Genomic DNA, 18,696 nt, shown 5'->3' on the forward strand with positions numbered 1-18,696 from the left:
TGCTAAACTTAAAAACATGCTAATTTCATTCAAGTTTACTATATAGATTGATAGCATTACTTGCTAGAAGGATGGTGTAAAACATGAATACCTTACGACGAGTGAGTCAACGTATTTTCAATAAATATATTGGCTTTTTCTTTTTCGCCGTATTGCTGTTATGGCTGAAAACTTACTTTGCTCAATTAACGCAATTTGACTTGGGTATTGAAAACCCGCTGCAAAAAATCTTGTTGTTTATGAACCCTTTAGGTTCGGCGTTAATCTTTCTCGGTTTTTCTGCCTTATTTAAGGGAAGAAAGAAATACATTTGGCTGATTGTGTTAGATTTTCTATTATCTTTCCTTTTATATGCCAATATTTTGTATTACCGATTCTTTAATGATTTCATCACATTGCCGACTTTGACTCAAACACAAAACTTCGGCGATGTCAGTGGCAGTGTAATCACATTAATGAAGCCATATGATTTCCTGTTCTTTGTTGACACGCTGCTGTTAATTGCCTTGCTTGTTTTCCGAGTTGTAAAAATCGAGGCAAAAAACATGAGCCGTCCAAAAGTGGCTGCGTTATTCTCGATGTCACTGGCGATTTCATGTTTAAATCTTTCGTTAGCGGAAACAGATCGGCCACAGTTATTGACACGTGGATTTGACCGCAACTACATTGTAAAATATTTGGGCATGTACAACTACCAAATTTATGATGCTGTAAAAAGCACGAAAGCATCGGCACAACGCGTTATGGCTGATAGCGATGATATAACAGAAGTTGAGAACTTCACTACTTCTAACTATGCTGCGCCAAACCCGAAATATTTCGGGGCTGCAAAAGGAATGAACGTGATTTATCTGCACCTTGAATCAATGCAAAACTTTCTCATAAACTACAATTTAAATGGGGAAGAGGTAACACCGTTTTTAAATTCCTTAACCAAAGATCCGAACACGATGTATTTTGATAACTTTTTCCATCAAACTGCACAAGGGAAAACAGCCGATGCTGAATTCATTTTGGAAAATTCATTGTACGGCCTGCCGCAAGGTGCCGCTTTTACTACAAAAGGCATGAACACATACCAGGCAGCCCCGGCGATTTTAGGCCAACAGGGCTACACATCGGCAGTGTTCCACGGGAACTCCGGAAGCTTCTGGAACCGTAATGAGATTTATAAATCATTTGGCTATAACCATTTCTTTGATGATAAATTTTACGATTTAGACCTAGACCCAAACAGTCTGGCTGAATACGGACTAATGGACAAACCGTTTTATCAGCAGTCGTTTGAGAAGCTGGAGACATTGCCACAGCCGTTCTATACAAAATTTATCCCGGTATCGAACCACTTCCCATATAGTATGGATCAAGAGTTAGCAACGATTGGTCCACACGTAACAGGGGATAAATCAGTCGATAACTATTTCCAGACGGCCCGTTATGCAGACGAGGCGTTAAAGGAATTCTTTGATTACTTGAAGCAATCCGGTCTATACGACAACTCCATTATTATTATGTATGGTGACCATTACGGAATATCCGAAAATCATAATAAAGCGATGGCACAAGTGCTTGGAAAAGAAATTACGCCATTTGAAAGTGCTGGCTTGCAGCGCGTGCCATTTTTCATCCGTGTCCCTGGCATGGAAGGCGGAATTAATCACGAATATGGCGGACAAATTGACGTGCTTCCGACACTTCTTCACCTATTGGGCATTGACTCAAAAGAGTATATCCAATTCGGTACAGATTTATTATCGGAACAACATGACGAGGTCATCCCATTCCGAAATGGCAATTTTGTCAGCCCGACGGTTACGTCTGTTGGCGGCAAGTTCTACAACTCAGTTACTGGAATGGTATTAGAGGAAGATCAACTGGAGGAGGCTAAGCAACTCGCCGAATCAGTTGAAAATAAACTAGCCCTTTCCGATAAAGTGGTAAATGGCGACTTATTGCGTTTCTATACTCCTGACGGCTTTACACCAGTGGACCGTAAGAAGTTTGACTATAGTATAAACACAGATGATGCTTCTAAAGAAAAGAATAAAAAGCTGCCTTAGGGTTTTCCTTCGGTGGCTTTTTTTTGCTTAAAAGAGGAAAAAGTCAATATTAGGAGAAGCAATATTAAAACTTATTTTATTTTTAGTGTCACAAATTTTCATTAACTACGACTGATTGGATAAAGAAGGAGAAAGCAGGTGAGGGAGAGGTTGAATAATGACAGGAAAAGGCTCGTAATGGAGTGGTACGAACTTTATTATGATGATATTTACCGGTTTATTTTCTTTATGATTGGCGATCGGCAATGCTGTGAAGATTTGGTTCACGATACCTTTGTTCGCGCATTCACGTCAATGGACCGTTTTGAAAACAGATCGTCTGTAAAAACCTGGCTGTTTGGGATTGCTAAATATTTGGTTCTCGACGAAATCCGGAAACGAAAGCGAAAACGGTTGTTTTCCGCACTTAGGTTATCTGAGGAAATACCGTCTTCCATTGATGTTGAGCAAGCGATAGAGAACAGGGATATGGTGCTTCAGCAATTGCAAAACATTCAAAGCCTGAGACCGAACTATCGGTTGGTCATTACGCTTAGTAAAATTGAGGAGTGCACTAACAAGGAAATTGCTGAAATTTTGAATTGGTCAGAGAGCAAGGTTCGAAAGACGTTATCCAGGGCCTTGCTGGCTCTTCGGAAAATGAATGTGCCGGAAGGAGGGCGCGGGATTGAATCGACATTTTGATGAACAGTGGAAAATGCTGAGGGAAATTGGATCAACAGACTCCCAAAAAGCCGCTGTAAAGGGGCGGGTTCTGCATTCAATTCAAAATGGACAAAGCAAACGGAGGATGGCTTTTTTGGGTTGGAAAGGTTTTCTGGCAGTTGCTTCCTTGTTAGTTGTATTTAGCTCTTTTCTTTATATGGTTATGGGAAATAATCCCCATCCACAGAACGCTGTCCATTACAGTCTTGATCATGAGTTTTTTAGCTGGAAGCTGGAGGATGTTAAAAGTCAAAATACAGGAGATCATCTAGAATTATTCCGGAAAGACAATTCAGTACCTTTTGGAACCGTATCGATTTTAACAGAAGAAGAAAAAAGTCAGTTTGTTCATAGTAAATCAATGTTTGTAGAGCGAGAACTGGAGAATTTCCCTTACAAGATGACAATGTATATTGAACATGTGAAGATGGATGTTGCACTAAGATATTATTTTTATATTCCGATCGAAGACGAAGACAAGAACTGGCTTCAATTTACGTTTGATTATCCAACACTTCAATATTCCGAAATATTTTGGGCAATGGCCACCTTGGAGCTCAAAGGGAAAGAGCCATCTATTCACTCTGAACCGTTATACGTTGCACATGGTTACGGTACACTTCCATTCCCGATTGATTTAAAACCAATTTCGATTACTTCTCATAAAGAGGTGTATCGCTGGGAAGGAGCATCGTTTTCTGCCTACGACAATTACTTGAAAAAAATCCTTGAGGGTGCTTTATATGTAAAGAAAGATTCCGGTACCGGGAACTCAAATACAATTGTATCCAAGGATGGCAATGAGATCGTTAGCATCACTTTAGATGGGAATAAATTGACCTATGAATTTTCCTATCCGAACCAGGAGGAGTAATGAATAGAATTCGATTTATTTTCACCGTCTTATCTTAAAATTGTTGTTTATGGTAAAAATAACCGCTTTTTTTACCCGTTGTACTGGAAAAACCGCGCTGACGGGAAAAATAACAAATTCATTTTGCCCGTTACGTTCGAAAATCCTAGCTGGCGGTAAAAATAACGCCATCTTTTTACCAGTTGCGATTGAAACTCCGTGTCTACAGGAAAAATAACGGCTTCTTTTTACCCGTTGCGTTCGAAAATTTAGGCCATCGGTAAAAATACCATCTTCATTTTACCCGCTCCACTTGAAAATCCTGGCCGACGGTAAAAATAACGGCTTTATTTTACCCATTCCACTTGAAATTTCATGTTTACGGGAAGAATAAAGCTCTAACGTTGATATAATAACAAAAAAAAGAGTAGCTCTTCAAAACGAGTTACTCTTTCGCTTTTTCAAAATCAATATGGGAACTGGCTGGAATAATTGCTAAACTGCTGATGCGCTTGGTCAATTTTTTGCTGTTCGGCGGCCTCAAGTTTGTACCAGCCGTTTTGGAACATAACCTCGAACATCTCACGCGTGCTTTGATGCGTCTCGTTCAACATCTGCAGCAAGTCTGAATGAAGTTGACTATAGCTAGCTTCACGAACGGCAATATTTAAACTGTCGGTGATATACTTGCAAGTACTCAAACCATCATTTAGAAAGTCACGATCATTCATCTCCGGAGTCTTAACCTTTGGCAATTGGCCAGTTTGCGGATTCGCAATCTTATTCTGACTCTGCGATTGCTGCTGGTTTTGCTGATTTTGCATTACAATTACCTCCATTTCATAATCAATTAATGAGTTTGCTGTTGTGTGTTAGGCATATTGGCTAACACTGATTGATTATCAACCTGCAGATGATTCAAAAGGCGATTATAGTGATCCTGATGCATTCTGCCTGCTTTATCAAGTGCTTGCTTTATCTGCGGGTTTTCGGCATGCTCAGCCATAAAATGAAACTTCTTAAATGCCATCAGCTCCCAGGACATCGCGTCCTTTAGGTACATCAAATCCTTGGTTGTTACAGCGGGCGGGGGAGTAGTCATTGGTGCTTGATTCATTTGCATAGGAAAACTCCTTTCATATTTGAATTCATTCAATCTTAGATTGAACAAAACTGGTTCTTTATATGTGAGAAAAGAGGGAGGAGCATAAAAAATTCACCTTAAAATTCAATAAGGTGAACTTTTATAAACTTATAAGGTTTTTACATAATCCTGAACCATTTCTACAGTTACGTTTTTTCTGATAGAGGTAATCCTTAGGTTGATCTTATTCATTCTATTAGTCACTTCATTTATTTTATCAGTGGTAAAAAGTTTTCCTTGTTTGCATAATTCCACTGCCTCTTCGATATATAATTCACGCTGTTGATCTAAAGCCAAAAATTCCTGGTACAATTTATTCTGATTTGCCGCGTGGTTAATTAAATCTTTATGTACACTCATGTGCTTCACTCCTAACAATCGATGTTCTTTTATATATTAACACAGTCTGCTACATGGCAGGTGAATTTTAAAATTAACGGACATAATTTTGAACAATTGAGAAACTTGAAGGGGAAGCAGAGAACATCTCGAATTTAAATGTAAGAAGGATGAGATAGAAAGTGAGGTTTTCATAATGAACCGAGAGGAATACAAGAATGTACTCGCCCGCCACCGTATCCCAATATCAAAGCTCCGTCCGGAATTTGATGCCAATCATTTCTCCTTTGAAACCACCGAATACCTTGAAACACTGCCAGATAATATAATCGGTCAGCACCGTGCGGTAAAAGCCATGGAATTTGGCCTGTCTGTTGAGCAATCGGGCTATAACCTGTTTGTCGTCGGACCGAGCGGCACCGGCAGACTTTCCTATACATTGGACAGTGTAGGGAAAATAGCTGAAAAACTCCCCGTCCCTGATGATCAATGCTATGTATTTGATTTTGAGAATCCCAATCGACCATTTGTGATCTCGCTGCCAGCAGGTAGTGGAGTTCTTTTTCAACAGAGAATGGAAACCCTTGTAACAGAGATTGAAAGGGAAATTCGAACGAGCTTTTCCAGCGATGGTTATGAAAAAAAGAAACAGGAAATCTTAAAGGCCTACCGGGAGAGCATGGAGCAGCTATGGGCAAAAGCGGAAGCGTTTACGCGTGATCAAGGCTATATTTTGGAACGAACAGCAACAGGCGTCAAAACCTATCCGATAAAAAATGGCGCTCCTTTAGAGCGGCAACAATACGAACAGCTATCTGATCAAGAAAAAGAAGAATTATCACAAAAGGAAAGACAAATTGAAGAAAGATTACGGGAGATTCTGTATCAAGTAAAGAAAAGGGAGGAGCTGTTACGGAAAACGGTTGACCAATTTATGCGGCATACAGCCGCAGAGGCCATTGAAAACCTGTTTGTCCCATTTCGGGCTTATTATCGTGAATATCCAAAAGTCACGGCCTATTTAGCTGCTTTTTATCATGATTGTGTACGAAACTACGCATTATTTTTGGATGAAGAGGAACCCGATATCATGAATGCGTTGATTGGGTCAAAGGAACAGCAGCTGAACCGTTATAAGGTCAATTTATTCGTTAACAATAAAAGTTTAACAGGCGCCCCTGTCATTTATGAAACAAACCCAACCTTTCAAAACATGTTCGGAAAGCTGAATTATAGAGGTTCCCTAGGGAATTGGGTTACTGATCTTACTTATATTAAAGCCGGTGCAATCCATCAAGCTAACGGCGGTTACTTGATTGTCCAGACAACTGAGGTGCTGCTGCAGCCTTTGGTTTGGAATCAGTTAAAACGGGCGCTGCAAACGGGCTGTGTCCAGATTGAAAATATGTACGAGGAGCGGGGAGTGATTCCGACCAGCGGTATCAAGCCGGAGCCGGTTCCATTAAGGATTAAGATAATCATGATCGGCCCGTACTATTTATATGACTTGCTGATGAGAATCGATGAAGATTTTCATAAATTGTTTAAGGTGAAAGTAGAATTTGATACGGTGATGGATAAAACTCATGAAAATGCTTTGCAAACTGCCCGTTTCGTGAAAAAATATGCGGAACAGGAGGGACTCTTACCGTTTCATAGCCACGCAATAGCGAAAATAATTGACTTTAGCACCCGACTAACGGAAAACCAAGCGAAATTATCAACCCGCTTTCAGGAGCTTAGCAAAGTGCTAGTCGAATCTAGCTATTGGGCCAATAAGGAAAACGCTGCAGCAATCGATGAAAAGCATGTAACAAAGGCTATTTTCGAAAAAAACTACCGTTCCAATCACATTGTCGATCAATACCGGGAAATGATTAGAAACGGTACCATCATGGTCGAAACCGAAGGTGAACGCATTGGGCAAATCAACGGGCTCGCAGTGCTGGGAACAAGAGATGCAAGCTTTGGTATTCCAGCAAAAATCACCGCCCAAACCTACGCTGGTAAAGGCGGGATTATCAATATTGAACGGGAGGCAGCATTGAGCGGTCAAATCCATCATAAAGGAATGATGATTCTATCCGGGTTTCTTTCCGGCCAATTTGCCAAAGAACGGCCGATTCCGCTGTCAGCCAGCATCACCTTTGAGCAGAGCTATTCAATGATTGATGGCGACAGCGCCTCAAGTGCAGAGTTATATGTACTGCTATCTTCACTAGCCGAGGTGCCAATTCACCAGGGAATTGCCGTAACCGGCTCGGTGAACCAGTGGGGTGAAATCCAGCCAATTGGCGGCGTAAATGAAAAAATTGAGGGTTTTTATCAAATTTGCAAAGACCGCGGTTTGACCGGGATGCAAGGAGTCATTATTCCAAAGCAAAATGTGAAAAATTTAATGCTTGACCGTGAAATTGTCGAGGCGGTTGATAATGGAATGTTTCACGTTTGGGAAGTCGGCCATATTGCTGAAGGGCTTGAAATTTTAACAGGCAGCAGCACTGGTTATTTACGTGATGAACATGGAAATTTTCCCGAAGAATCGATATTTGCAAAAGTGAATAACAAATTCAAGCGGATTTTTGAATTGGCCAATCAAAAAGTTAATTCCGCTGAATAACACAAAACGAGCAGGCAGGAGACTGCCCTAGTAGTTTGATATATTATAGGATATTACATTAAGATTACGTCCTCTCATCATGTATTAGTATGAGAGGACGTTTTTTCATTTAAACTGTAGAATAGTCGGATTGAAAATTGTGAATATTCATGTTAATCTAATTAACAGGATATCATTTCCACTTTTTTTACAAAGAAAATGAATGCGCTTTCATAGCGTGAAGGACAAAATCAAGTAACCAGTTACGATACGAGGGGGATTCAAATGGATGTAAGTGGAATTTTAAAGGTAGTTGCCGAAAGTAAGCTTGTTTATCCAAGCGAAGAAAAACAATCTAACACGTCAATTGGAAGCAGTGAAGCATTTCAAGAACTTCTTCAGAAATCTCAGCAAAATCCCGAAGCTTTTTGGAACGATGTCGCCAAAGAATTATTCTGGTACGAGCCTTGGCAAAAAACAATAAGTGGAAGCCTACCTGATTTTCGTTTCTTCGAAGGCGGTATTAGCAACCCTTGCGTAAACTTACTGGACCGTCATGTGGAAAACGGTGCAGGAAACCGCACTGCTCTTATTTGGGAGGGAGAAAACGGGGACACGAAATTTTTTACATATAATATGCTGCTCGCTGAAGTGAATCGTTTTTCCAATGTTCTCCGGTCCTTTGGTGTGAAAAAAGGGGATTGTGTGGCGATTTTCCTCCCGAATTTGGCCGAAGCGATTATTGCTGTGCTCGCTTGCTTCCGGATTGGGGCTATTTACAATACCGTCTTTTCGGGGTATTCAGAAAAGTCTTTGAAGGACCGTCTTATCAGCTTTGAACCAAAGATTATTGTGACGACCGACGCTACGACAAGGCGGGGTAACAAGATTTTCTTGAAGGAAAAAGTGGATCAGGTCATTCCAGATATTCCATCCATTGAAGCGGTCATTGTCGTCAATCGCCTCAATACAGAAATCAAAATGACGGAAGGGCGTGATTTCTGGTGGGAGGAGCTGACAAGAACGGCAAGTATCGTTTGTGAACCGGAAAAGCTGGAGGCAAATGATTTTGGAATCGTCTTCTATACAAGCGGCACAACCGGAAAGCCAAAGGGTGTCGTTCATTCAGGAATGGCCTTTGTCATTCAAAATTACATCTATAGCAAATACCATATGGACCATCATAATGACGATGTATTCTGGTGTACCGCCGATATTGGCTGGCTAACGATGCATATTTGGGGTATTGCCGGCGCACTTGCTAATGGAGTTACCTCTGTCGTATATGAAGGAGCCATTGATTTTCCAACAAAGGATCGATTTTATCGGGTTATTGAGAAATACCGAGTCAATAAATTATTTACCGCTCCAACGGCACTCAGGATGTTAAAGAGTCTGGGAGAAAAGGCAGTCGATCAATTTGATTTATCATGCCTGGATGTCATCTCCCTTGTTGGCGAGCCCTTTGATCCGGATTCATGGCAGTGGACCTATGAAGTGTTGGGAAAGAAAAGGATATGTGTCAATAATACATGGGGACAAACAGAAACAGCCGGCTGTCCTATTGCAGGAGCTGCGTGGTTAACGCCAATGAAGCCCGGATCAGCTGGAATGCAATTTTTAGGTGCGGATATTGCTGTAGTGGATGAAGAGGGCAAACCAGTTAAACCGGGTACCTTAGGAAACCTCGTTATCAGGAAGCCATTCCCGATGCTATGCCGCACGCTTTGGAAGGAACCTGAACGCTATCTTTCCTCGTATTTTAGCCAGGTGGAAGGAAGCTATTTTGCCAGTGATTTGGCCCTGATTGATGAGGATGGCTATGTCTGGGTTGTCGGCCGTTCCGATGATGCGTTCAATGTAGCAGGGCATCGCTTAAGTACGATGGAGATTGAAAGTGCCGCGCTTGAATGTGAAGGAGTTGCCGAGGCAGCTGTCATTGGTGTTCCGGATGAAATCAAAGGAGAGGTACCGCTCGTATTTGCCAGGGTAAATGACCTTTCCCAAGGGACAGATGCTTTAAAAGAGAAAATAAATGGGCGTATTGTTGAGCAAATCGGTAAAATTGCTCTGCCAAAAGCGATTATTTTCACAGATTCTCTACCAAAAACAGTCAGCGGAAAAATCATGCGCCGCTTATTAAAGGAAATCTTCGTATCAGGAAAAGTATCAGGTGACATCACCGGGCTTGAAGACCCAGCAACTGTAGCACAAGTTCAAAGTATTATCGATGAAAGATCCAAAGTGAAAAAGTAGAAGTATGTGTACCTATGAACAATAAGATTATTTATGGAAACAGAGGATAAATCTGGTATAATACAGATGTATAGCACAAAGCGGGGTGGGCAGTGGCTACTCTCTCATAGGAGGGAGGTGTCACGCACACATGACCATATACGAAGCACTAATGTTCTCAGTAGCGTTTGCAGGCTTAATCGTATCAGTGATCATGGTAGTTGTTTCTTTGACAAAAAAGAAATAACCCACCCTTGCACACGGCCATGTGATTTAGGGTAGGCTATTTTCTTCTCTCAACATATGAGCCACTGCACTTCTTGCAGGGTGCTATACAGAAGGAATCGGTTGCAGCCGGTTCCTTTTTTTATTGTGTTCTATCTATCTTTATTATATCCAGACTCCTAAATTTATACAAGGAAAAAACTTTTATAGTCGATGTCTAAGTTTTTAATTCATTTTGCTCCTATCTGTGTAGATTTATCTTTCTTGTCAAGACAAAAAACAGCATTAAAGTGGAACTAAGCAACACATTCCAAGTTTTTTCCCAAGTTACAGAACTATTAAATTGTTATATTATGGTATTGCAGAAAGTAAAATGTATACCCTGGACCAGCATCGGGTTATCCAGCTGCCTATATATACCTAACAAGATATTAAACTCCATAATGCGAGGAATGGGATAATATGACAAAAAAGAGAATTATAAATCTTATTGGATGGGCATTTATAATTTGTCTAACAATAGGCTATATATTCTACAACGAACATTTTTCATGGATATATCGAAGTTTTTGGGGACTTATTTGTTTGCTCATCGGGTTCTTTTTAATTTCGTATAAACCAAAAACAAAAAAATAGTTTGCTGGCTCTTACATTTGTAGGGGCTTTTTTCGGTTAACGACATATAAAATTGTATAAAAAGAGCTATTTGCAAATGTTAGGAAAATCATGTTATTAGGGAAGTGGTAGTTTCATGAAAAAAATGAGCTTAGAAGATAAATGGTTCTTCGGAACGACTCTGTTACTGCTGATACCGATGGGATTCAATATAATATTTGGACAGATTTATATCGTATTATTAATTGTATATATTTTTAGAAAAACGTATGTAAATAAAACAAATAAAAAATAACGAGAGGGAGAGTGGAAATCACTTTAATCCTTTAGATTAATAATTATTACGTAAAATATAAATTTGACGAATTAATCTATAAAAGGTAAAATGTAGTAGTGAGGTGTTTTTATGGTAAATCCAGCAAAGCAGCAAAATTTTAAAAAACTCCAAGCTCTGCTTAATGAGCTTCCTTGGTATGTTGAAGAATACATAAACCACAAATTAAGAAAACTTTCGACCGCATCGCTGTTCAATTATTGTCACGACTATAAAATCTTTTTCAATTGGATGATCGGTGAAAATTTATGGACTGGTGAAATCAAAGACATTCCGCTGGATCGTCTTGAAAAATTGACCGTCATCGAGGTTGATAACTTTTTAAACTATCTGCATTACCAGCTAAATAATAAGGAATTAACGATAAACCGCAAATTATCAGCTTTAAAATCGCTATTTAACTATCTGCAAAACATCGCAGAAACTTCGGATTTTCAGCCCTATATCAATCGGAACGTCATGGCGAAAATCGAATTTAACGAAGTAAAAGAATCGATGGAAACAAAAGCAAACAAAATGGAAGGAAAGATCCTTCTTGGTGATGAATACGAGCGTTTTCGTATGTTTGTGGCCCATGAATACGGTGTAATCAACAAAGACAACAAAAAAATCTTCAATTTTCATCAATTAAACAAGGAACGTGACACAGCGATTGTTTCGTTAATCCTCGGTTCCGGGCTCCGGCTGTCGGAAGTAATCGGTCTCGACCTCGATGATATCGACTTTAGCAAGTATTGCGCCCGCGTGATCCGTAAAGGCAATAAGGAGCAATTTGTTTATTTCAGCCAGACGGCCATGGATGATTTACAGGAATATCTTGCTATCAGAACCGTCAAATATGGGGTCGACAAAACCAATAAAGCTTTATTTGTTGCTGCCGCCATGGGCCCTAAAGGCAAAACTAGACGGCTTACAGCACGTTCTGTAGAAAAACTAATCGAAAAATATGCAACTGCTTTCGGTAAACCTTCATTATCCGTACACAAACTGCGGCATTCATTTGCAACCAGATATCATGCAGAGATTAACGATGTACCAAAATTAAGGCGGCAATTGGGCCATTCTTCAATCCAAACGACGATGATTTACACGCATATCAAGAACGATGACCTTAAAATTGCTGTAGATAAGATGGATCTGCCGAAAGAGCAATTAGAATAAAGAGGCTCCACCCTTTGTGAGCCTCTTTTTTTATCAGTTAACATAATATTATTATGTTAACTAAAACTCATCTCGTCTCATTTCCTAAGTATACTTAAGATAGTGAGACAACAAAAAATTTTATGTTTTTTTGCTATTATTATAAAATTTTTCATTATTCCTTACTGCCGCCGCTATATGCTCCGGCAATTGGTTTATTTTATTCATCAGTCGCTTTTGCGCTTTCCGGCCTAACTGTTCCTTCTGAGCGATATAATAAGCGCATATCGAGATTTCGTAATCGAATAAGTAATCGTACACATGATAATCGACAAATAACAAATCTTCCTTTGGAAATGGGATTTCCTTCCCTTTTAACGCATACATTAGCCCGAGTTGGTATTGTCCCTTTTCTCGATGAATTCTTGCCAATTGGTACAGTGATTCCGCCCTTACCGGTCGATATTCCCATGCTTTTTGGAAAAATAGCAATGCCAGGGCGACATATTGGTCCTCCTCCTCCCCCCTGTTCTCCTGTGCAGCCCGAATCGCCAACCGTTCATAGCAAAATCCGATTTGCAAGTACGAATAATAGACCTCCTCCGCCCAGCCGCCTGCATCGATGCGCCGCTTATACCACTTGATTGCCTCCTCCAGTTCGTCCAGACAATTTAAAGTTTGCGCCAAGTAAAACTTGTATCTCATTTTTAAATCATCCGGTGTTGCTGGATCTTCATGTCCTTGGAGCAATAGCCGTTTATCGCGCTCAAATTTATCTGTCCTGCTGCCGCCATCCTCATGATCAAATATCGGCAGCCCGTTAAGCCTTGACGAGACAATAGTATAGTCTTTGTCCTCTAGTCGAAAACGATTAAGATCCCAATATTCATGGGTCACTCCGACAGAATGCCAAGGTAAGGATGCTTTTAATAATCGCGGTAGCCAAAATTTGATTTGCGAGTTATATTGCATGGTTAAATATTGATCCTTTTCCAATACTGATTTATCAAACCCTGGAGCCACCTCAAGCAGCATATCGGCATCAAGCAGCAGCAAATAATCGGCATCTGGATAGGTTTGCTGCGCCAGTTTGACCGCCAAAGTCCGGTTGTAGCCAAAATTTTTAAACGGGGCAAAATGCAGTGTACCTGGAATCTCATTTTTTCTGCACCATATTTCAATTAGTTCCACTGTATTGTCACTTGACCCGGTATCGCAAATGGAAACATAATCAATAATCGGCTTTGCGCCATTTAAGCATCTTTCAATAATGGCAGATTCATTCTTCACAATCATGCAGAGACAAATTTTCTTTTCAGTCCGCACAATATTATTTTTCATAGAAGGAGTACACCTCAATTTCTAAAAAACTACCCTTCTTTTAGTTTATTGAAATGCATTCTCTTGTGTAACTGTAAAACATGAAAAAAGCGTCTGGAAAGCCCAATCGGACCGTCCAAACGCTTATATTAGCCGACACGTTTCTGCACATTGGCGGAAAACTGGCTATTATATAAATCGGCATAAAACCCGCCAAGTTCCAATAACTCCTGGTGATTTCCTTTTTCAATGATTTTGCCATGATTCATCACCAGGATGATATCGGCATCGCGAATGGTTGACAACCGGTGAGCAATGACAAAACTTGTGCGCCCCTCCATCAAATGGTCCATCGCCTTTTGAATCTGCACCTCAGTACGGGTATCCACACTGCTCGTCGCTTCATCAAGGATCAAAATGGACGGATTAGCAAGGATGGCTCTCGCAATCGTCAATAATTGCTTCTGGCCTTGTGAAATATTGGAGGCTTCCTCGTTTAAAATCGTATCGTAGCCATCCGGCAAGGTCCTGATAAAATGATCAGCATTGGCTGCTTGGGCGGCTGTTATAATCTCCTCTTCAGTTGCCCCCTCTCTTCCATAAGCGATATTATCGCGAATCGTACTGTTGAAGAGCCAAGTATCCTGTAGCACCATGCCAAACAAACTCCTAAGGTGCTCCCGTTTCATCTCCCTCGTATCCATTCCGTCGATTAAAATACGTCCGTCATTAATTTCATAAAAGCGCATTAACAAGTTTATTAGTGTCGTTTTGCCGGCACCAGTTGGACCAACAATCGCCACTTTCTGCCCTGGCTTCACGGAAATATTTAAATCTTCCATTAAAGGTTCCCCGTCGGTATAGCTGAAGGAAACATCCTCAAAAACTACTTCGCCTTTAGGGGCTATTAATTCTTTTGTTTGAACCGCTTCAGGCACTTCCTCAGTTTCATCCAAAATCTCAAACACACGCTCCGCACTGGCCACTGTTGACTGAATGATATTAGCGATGTTGGCCGTTTGGGCAATCGGCTGAGAAAATTGCCGTGCGTATTGGATAAACGCTTGAATATCGCCAATTTCAATCACTTTCTTTGTGACCAGGATCCCGCCTGTAACGGCTACAAGGACATAACCAATATTGTTGATAAATGACATTAACGGCATAATCATTCCGGACATGAATTGCGCCTTCCAGCCGGATTGATAAAGCTGATCATTAATACGCTCAAATTGGCCAATTGATTTCTGCTCATGGCCAAACACCTTAATCACCTTATGTCCGGTATACATTTCCTCGACATGGCCGTTCAGCTCGCCAAGTGCTTTCTGCTGCCCTTTAAAATAAAGTTGTGAACGTTTGGCGATAGTGGCAGTAGCAAGAATACTTAGCGGCAGGGTCACCACCACGATTAATGTCATTAACGGACTAATTGTCAGCATCATGACAATAACACCAATGATGGTGACAACAGAGGTAATCAACTGGGTTAAGCTTTGCTGTAAGGTAGAACTGATATTATCGACATCGTTGACAGCGCGGCTAAGAATTTCCCCATGTGTCCGGGCATCAAAATATTTTAACGGCAAACGGTTAAGCTTATCAAGTACCTCTTTGCGAAGGTTGTAGACTGTTTTTTGCGCAACACCTGCCATGATATATTGCTGGAGATAACTAAATGCCGCACTTAAAATATATAAACCTATCAGAAGCAGAATAATCTGGCCAATATAATCGAAATCAATTTTGGCTCCAGGAACACCGCTAAGCTTCATCATCAGGCCATCAAAGAGTTTGGTGGTTGCTTTTCCCATGATTTTCGGACTGACAATCGCAAATACGGTACCAATTATCGCCGTAATTAAAACAGCGATTAATTGCAGTTTATACGGCATTAAATAGCCAATTAATCGTTTAAGCGTGCCTTTAAAATCCTTCGCCTTTTGAACCGGCGCTCCCATTCCCATACCGCGTGGGCCGAATCCGCCTCCTGGTCCACTACGTCTCGTATCTTTTTCATTCTTGGATTCTCTGCTCATGCGATTTCATCCTCCGATAGCTGCGACATGACGATTTCCCGGTATATCGAACAAGTGTTCAGGAGCTCTGGGTGGCTGCCAATTCCGGCAATTACTCCGTTATCCAACACGATAATTTGGTCGGCATCGATAATGGTGCTGACCCGCTGGGCGACGATGACTACGGTCGCATCTGCCGTTTCATCTTTCAATGCTGCTCGAAGCTTTGCGTCTGTTTTAAAATCAAGTGCGGAAAAACTATCATCAAAAATATAGATTTCCGGCTTTCTGACAAGGGACCTTGCAATCGACAGGCGTTGTTTTTGGCCTCCCGAAACATTTGTTCCCCCTTGGGCGATCTTCGTCTCATATTCGTCTGGCATTCCTGCAATAAACTCTGATGCCTGAGCAATCTCAGCGGCATGCCGAATTTCTTCATCGGTCGCATCTTCTTTGCCATAGCGGATATTTTCAGCAATGGTCCCGGTAAAAAGAACCGCCTGTTGTGGAACGAAACCGATTTTTTGGCGAAGGTCTGCTTGCGTCATCTCCCGAACATCGATTCCGTCGACAAGAACCCGGCCGCTGCCGACATCATAAAAGCGTGGGATCAAATTAATGAGCGTCGATTTTCCTGATCCGGTTCCGCCAATAATGGCCGTGGTCTCACCTGGGTTCATTTTAAAAGAAATATTGGAAATCGCCGGCATTTCAGCACCCGGGTAGCTAAAGGAAACATTCTCGAATACGACGTGGCCTCTATTCCCATTGCCGGCTTTTGGCTTATCCGGGTCAACAATGTCTGCAGTAGTTGCAAATACTTCGTTAATCCTTGTTGCCGAAACTTGTGCCCTTGGAATCATTACAAACATCATGGATAGCATGATGAACGAGAACATGATTTGCATCGCGTATTGGATAAATGCCATCATATCGCCGACTTCCATATGGCCGTTCGAGATACGGATGCCACCGAACCAAACGATTGCCACTGTTGTCAGGTTTAAAACAATCATCATAATCGGCATCATCGCCGCCATTAATTTATTGACTTTAATCGCGGTATCGGTTAAGTCCCAGTTGGCCGCGTCAAAACGAGTTTTCTCATATCCAACACGATTAAACGAGCGAATTACCCGAATCCCGGTTAAATTCTCCCTTAGCACCCGGTTGACCTTATCGAGTTTTACCTGCATTGATTTAAACAGCGGAAGTCCCTTTCTGGCAATAATCACAATAGCAAAGACGAGAACAGGCAGCGATACAGCCAAAACCAAGGTTAGCTTGGCATCCTTGGAATATGCCATGATAATGCCGCCAATGCACATCATGGGAGCCATTGCCATCATCCGCAGCATCATGATTAATACCTGTTGAATTTGCGTGATATCATTTGTCGTTCTAGTAATGAGCGAGGCTGTTCCTAGTTGATCGAATTCGTGCAGGGAAAAATTTTCAACATGGGCGAACAGTTTGCTTCGCAATAATTTGCCAAACCCGGAGGCTGCCTTTGCGGACAGGAAGCTAGCTGCAATCGAACATACCATCCCCCCTGCGGCAACCAATAGCATAAAGCCGCCGACCTTCCAGATGTAACCTGTATCACCGGTTACGACCCCTTTATCAACGATATCAGACATTAACGTTGGCAGGTAAAGCTCTGACAAAGATTGCAGGAGGACCAGAATTAATACAAAATAAACTTGGCCTTGATAGGGTTTTAAAAATTTGATCAGTTTTCCCATTTGCGATCAGCTCCATTATGGATTAACGGTTTAAGTCTTGAAAATAATGATGGACCTTAGTAAGCAAATCAGCTAATTGCTCACTTTCTTTCTCACCCAAATAATCGATGAGGCCGAGGAAGGTTTCGGTAAAAGCTGCCTTCGCTTCTTTTACTGCCTTCATCCCCGTCGGTGTCAGTTTAATTTTTACCGCCCGACGATCGGCAGGGTCTATAGTGCGTTCAACAAGACCATCCTTTTCAAGCGTATTGATAATTTGTGTTACGGTTGGCGGCGTGACCTGAAGCTCATGGCTAATTTCCGAGACTTTCATCTCGGATTGCTTCTCTGCCGTGACACGCTGAATCGTTGCCAGTACTTTAAATTCGCTGGGATTATACCCGGCAATTTTCTTTTCATGCCAGCCGGTCTTGCGAAATTGCATAAATGATTGCAACAATTTTTGCGCCGTTACACTTTCGATGTCTGCCATGATTGCACCTCGATTTTTGTTTAGTCAACTAATTATTAGGCTACCTATTAATTTGCATACATAATTATATTCCCGTATGTATTAGACGTCAATTTTTAAAAATAAAAAAAACACAGGTTTAATTGTCCCTGTGTTGCAATACATTAATACCAATCATTTTCCACTTTCCATCCACATGAGCCCAGGTTGACTCCACATAGGCAATCGTGTCGGCATTGGCGATGCCCGCCACCCTTTGGATACCCTTTAGTCCCAGTTTACCGTCCTTCAATGGAACGAGCTCCATGCTGCTAAACGCATTGACCATTAGCTCAGTTGGTTCATTTAACTTTCCTTTCACATACAACCCGATTTTTTTATAATATTTCTTTCGGTCTTTTAAGTTAAAAAGGTACGACTTTCCGGTTGCTTTTACCAATATTTCTGCCTTATAACCATTTAAAAAATGAGCGTCCATTTCCAAAGGTTCTGGGACAGTTAAGTCGGTGATAACAAAATCTTTCAATGTGTATAAATAGTTCAGAATAATGCCGCCGCTGCCGCCAGTTTCAACAGTTACGAACACATCCTTCAGGCCGTCGTGATTTAAATCTGCCAGTTTAAGTCCCGCTCTAGCGCCGCTTTCAAGAGGAATTTTATAGGTTTCTCCGTTTGAAGCTGCCACCTCGACAAAGATTTCTTTTAAATAGCTATCCTCATCCTCATAGGCTACACCCCTCAATAAAATGTCATCAGCCTTGCCGTCGCCGGTTATATCGACTGATTCCTTGGAGATCGTAATGATTTTGTTGTCTTCTCCAATAGCGTAGACAACAGTAGTCGAGATTAAGAAAAATGCTGCAATCGCAAGGAGCACTTCTTTCTTCATTATTTTCCCCTCCCATTATCAAGT

Annotated in this window: 14 protein-coding genes; 6 read left to right on the forward strand and 8 right to left on the reverse strand. The window is 41.2% G+C overall.

Annotation, left to right across the window (positions count from 1 at the left end; translation table 11 throughout):
- The first annotated feature begins 83 nt into the window (after positions 1 to 83).
- The 3 genes from AR334_RS03115 to AR334_RS03125 all read left to right on the forward strand — a co-directional run bounded on the left by AR334_RS03115 (position 84) and on the right by AR334_RS03125 (position 3,639).
- Positions 84 to 2,060 (forward strand): LTA synthase family protein, encoded by a 1,977-nt coding sequence (locus AR334_RS03115; protein ID WP_066304782.1) that lies wholly within the window; start codon positions 84 to 86, stop codon positions 2,058 to 2,060.
- 150 nt (positions 2,061 to 2,210) lie between these two features.
- Positions 2,211 to 2,744 (forward strand): RNA polymerase sigma factor, encoded by a 534-nt coding sequence (locus AR334_RS03120; protein WP_066304787.1) that lies wholly within the window; start codon positions 2,211 to 2,213, stop codon positions 2,742 to 2,744.
- The gene (locus AR334_RS03125) at positions 2,728 to 3,639 is read left to right on the forward strand and encodes a hypothetical protein (RefSeq protein ID WP_066304790.1); all 912 of its coding nucleotides are present in this window, start codon (positions 2,728 to 2,730) and stop codon (positions 3,637 to 3,639) included. Before AR334_RS03120 ends, AR334_RS03125 begins: the two co-directional genes overlap by 17 nt.
- Before the next feature lie 446 nt (positions 3,640 to 4,085).
- Here AR334_RS03125 and AR334_RS03130 read toward each other — a convergent pair whose 3' ends face one another.
- The 3 genes from AR334_RS03130 to AR334_RS03140 all read right to left on the reverse strand — a co-directional run bounded on the left by AR334_RS03130 (position 4,086) and on the right by AR334_RS03140 (position 5,122).
- On the reverse strand, positions 4,086 to 4,442 hold the full coding sequence (locus AR334_RS03130) for a spore coat protein (protein ID WP_066304793.1): 357 nt from the start codon (positions 4,440 to 4,442) through the stop codon (positions 4,086 to 4,088).
- A gap of 26 nt (positions 4,443 to 4,468) precedes the next feature.
- Positions 4,469 to 4,741, reverse strand: coding sequence for a ferritin family protein (locus AR334_RS03135; RefSeq protein WP_066304796.1), 273 nt, complete (start codon positions 4,739 to 4,741; stop codon positions 4,469 to 4,471).
- Positions 4,742 to 4,870: 129 nt separating this feature from the next.
- Positions 4,871 to 5,122: a DUF2533 family protein gene (locus tag AR334_RS03140; protein WP_066304799.1), complete on the reverse strand. Its 252-nt coding sequence runs from the start codon at positions 5,120 to 5,122 to the stop codon at positions 4,871 to 4,873.
- 175 nt (positions 5,123 to 5,297) lie between these two features.
- Between AR334_RS03140 and AR334_RS03145 the strand changes: the two genes are divergently transcribed.
- The 3 genes from AR334_RS03145 (at position 5,298) to xerS (ending at position 12,270) form a co-directional block, all read left to right on the forward strand.
- Positions 5,298 to 7,721: a Lon protease family protein gene (locus AR334_RS03145; RefSeq protein ID WP_066304801.1), complete on the forward strand. Its 2,424-nt coding sequence runs from the start codon at positions 5,298 to 5,300 to the stop codon at positions 7,719 to 7,721.
- Between the two features lie 264 nt (positions 7,722 to 7,985).
- Positions 7,986 to 9,956, forward strand: a complete 1,971-nt coding sequence (locus tag AR334_RS03150) for an acetate--CoA ligase (protein WP_066304803.1) — start codon at positions 7,986 to 7,988, stop codon at positions 9,954 to 9,956.
- Between the two features lie 1,225 nt (positions 9,957 to 11,181).
- Positions 11,182 to 12,270 (forward strand): tyrosine recombinase XerS, encoded by a 1,089-nt coding sequence (gene xerS / locus AR334_RS03155; protein WP_066304807.1) that lies wholly within the window; start codon positions 11,182 to 11,184, stop codon positions 12,268 to 12,270.
- Between the two features lie 120 nt (positions 12,271 to 12,390).
- Here xerS and AR334_RS03160 read toward each other — a convergent pair whose 3' ends face one another.
- The 5 genes from AR334_RS03160 to AR334_RS03180 all read right to left on the reverse strand — a co-directional run bounded on the left by AR334_RS03160 (position 12,391) and on the right by AR334_RS03180 (position 18,672).
- Positions 12,391 to 13,590 carry a glycosyltransferase gene (locus tag AR334_RS03160; RefSeq protein ID WP_066304810.1) on the reverse strand — a complete coding sequence of 400 codons (1,200 nt, stop codon included), beginning with the start codon at positions 13,588 to 13,590 and terminating at the stop codon, positions 12,391 to 12,393.
- A gap of 128 nt (positions 13,591 to 13,718) precedes the next feature.
- Positions 13,719 to 15,608: an ABC transporter ATP-binding protein gene (locus AR334_RS03165; RefSeq protein ID WP_066304812.1), complete on the reverse strand. Its 1,890-nt coding sequence runs from the start codon at positions 15,606 to 15,608 to the stop codon at positions 13,719 to 13,721.
- Entirely contained in the window at positions 15,605 to 17,332 is a 1,728-nt protein-coding gene (locus AR334_RS03170) for an ABC transporter ATP-binding protein (RefSeq protein ID WP_066304814.1), read from the reverse strand. Before AR334_RS03170 ends, AR334_RS03165 begins: the two co-directional genes overlap by 4 nt.
- Before the next feature lie 22 nt (positions 17,333 to 17,354).
- Entirely contained in the window at positions 17,355 to 17,804 is a 450-nt protein-coding gene (locus AR334_RS03175) for a MarR family winged helix-turn-helix transcriptional regulator (protein WP_066304817.1), read from the reverse strand.
- 118 nt (positions 17,805 to 17,922) lie between these two features.
- Entirely contained in the window at positions 17,923 to 18,672 is a 750-nt protein-coding gene (locus tag AR334_RS03180; protein WP_066304819.1) for a hypothetical protein, read from the reverse strand.
- Positions 18,673 to 18,696 lie beyond the last annotated feature (24 nt).

It is taken from the genome of Bacillus sp. FJAT-29814 (assembly GCF_001510715.1).
Classification (GTDB): Bacteria; Bacillota; Bacilli; order Bacillales; family Cytobacillaceae; genus Neobacillus.

Coding starts and splice junctions, on each gene's coding strand:
- AR334_RS03170 (WP_066304814.1), bottom strand. CDS start 17,332: ATGGGAAAACTGATCAAATTTTTAAAACCCTATCAAGGCCAAGTTTAT.
- AR334_RS03145 (WP_066304801.1), top strand. CDS start 5,298: ATGAACCGAGAGGAATACAAGAATGTACTCGCCCGCCACCGTATCCCA.
- AR334_RS03115 (WP_066304782.1), top strand. CDS start 84: ATGAATACCTTACGACGAGTGAGTCAACGTATTTTCAATAAATATATT.
- AR334_RS03140 (WP_066304799.1), bottom strand. CDS start 5,122: ATGAGTGTACATAAAGATTTAATTAACCACGCGGCAAATCAGAATAAA.
- AR334_RS03135 (WP_066304796.1), bottom strand. CDS start 4,741: ATGCAAATGAATCAAGCACCAATGACTACTCCCCCGCCCGCTGTAACA.
- AR334_RS03180 (WP_066304819.1), bottom strand. CDS start 18,672: ATGAAGAAAGAAGTGCTCCTTGCGATTGCAGCATTTTTCTTAATCTCG.
- AR334_RS03165 (WP_066304812.1), bottom strand. CDS start 15,608: ATGAGCAGAGAATCCAAGAATGAAAAAGATACGAGACGTAGTGGACCA.
- AR334_RS03130 (WP_066304793.1), bottom strand. CDS start 4,442: ATGCAAAATCAGCAAAACCAGCAGCAATCGCAGAGTCAGAATAAGATT.
- xerS (WP_066304807.1), top strand. CDS start 11,182: ATGGTAAATCCAGCAAAGCAGCAAAATTTTAAAAAACTCCAAGCTCTG.
- AR334_RS03175 (WP_066304817.1), bottom strand. CDS start 17,804: ATGGCAGACATCGAAAGTGTAACGGCGCAAAAATTGTTGCAATCATTT.
- AR334_RS03160 (WP_066304810.1), bottom strand. CDS start 13,590: ATGAAAAATAATATTGTGCGGACTGAAAAGAAAATTTGTCTCTGCATG.
- AR334_RS03150 (WP_066304803.1), top strand. CDS start 7,986: ATGGATGTAAGTGGAATTTTAAAGGTAGTTGCCGAAAGTAAGCTTGTT.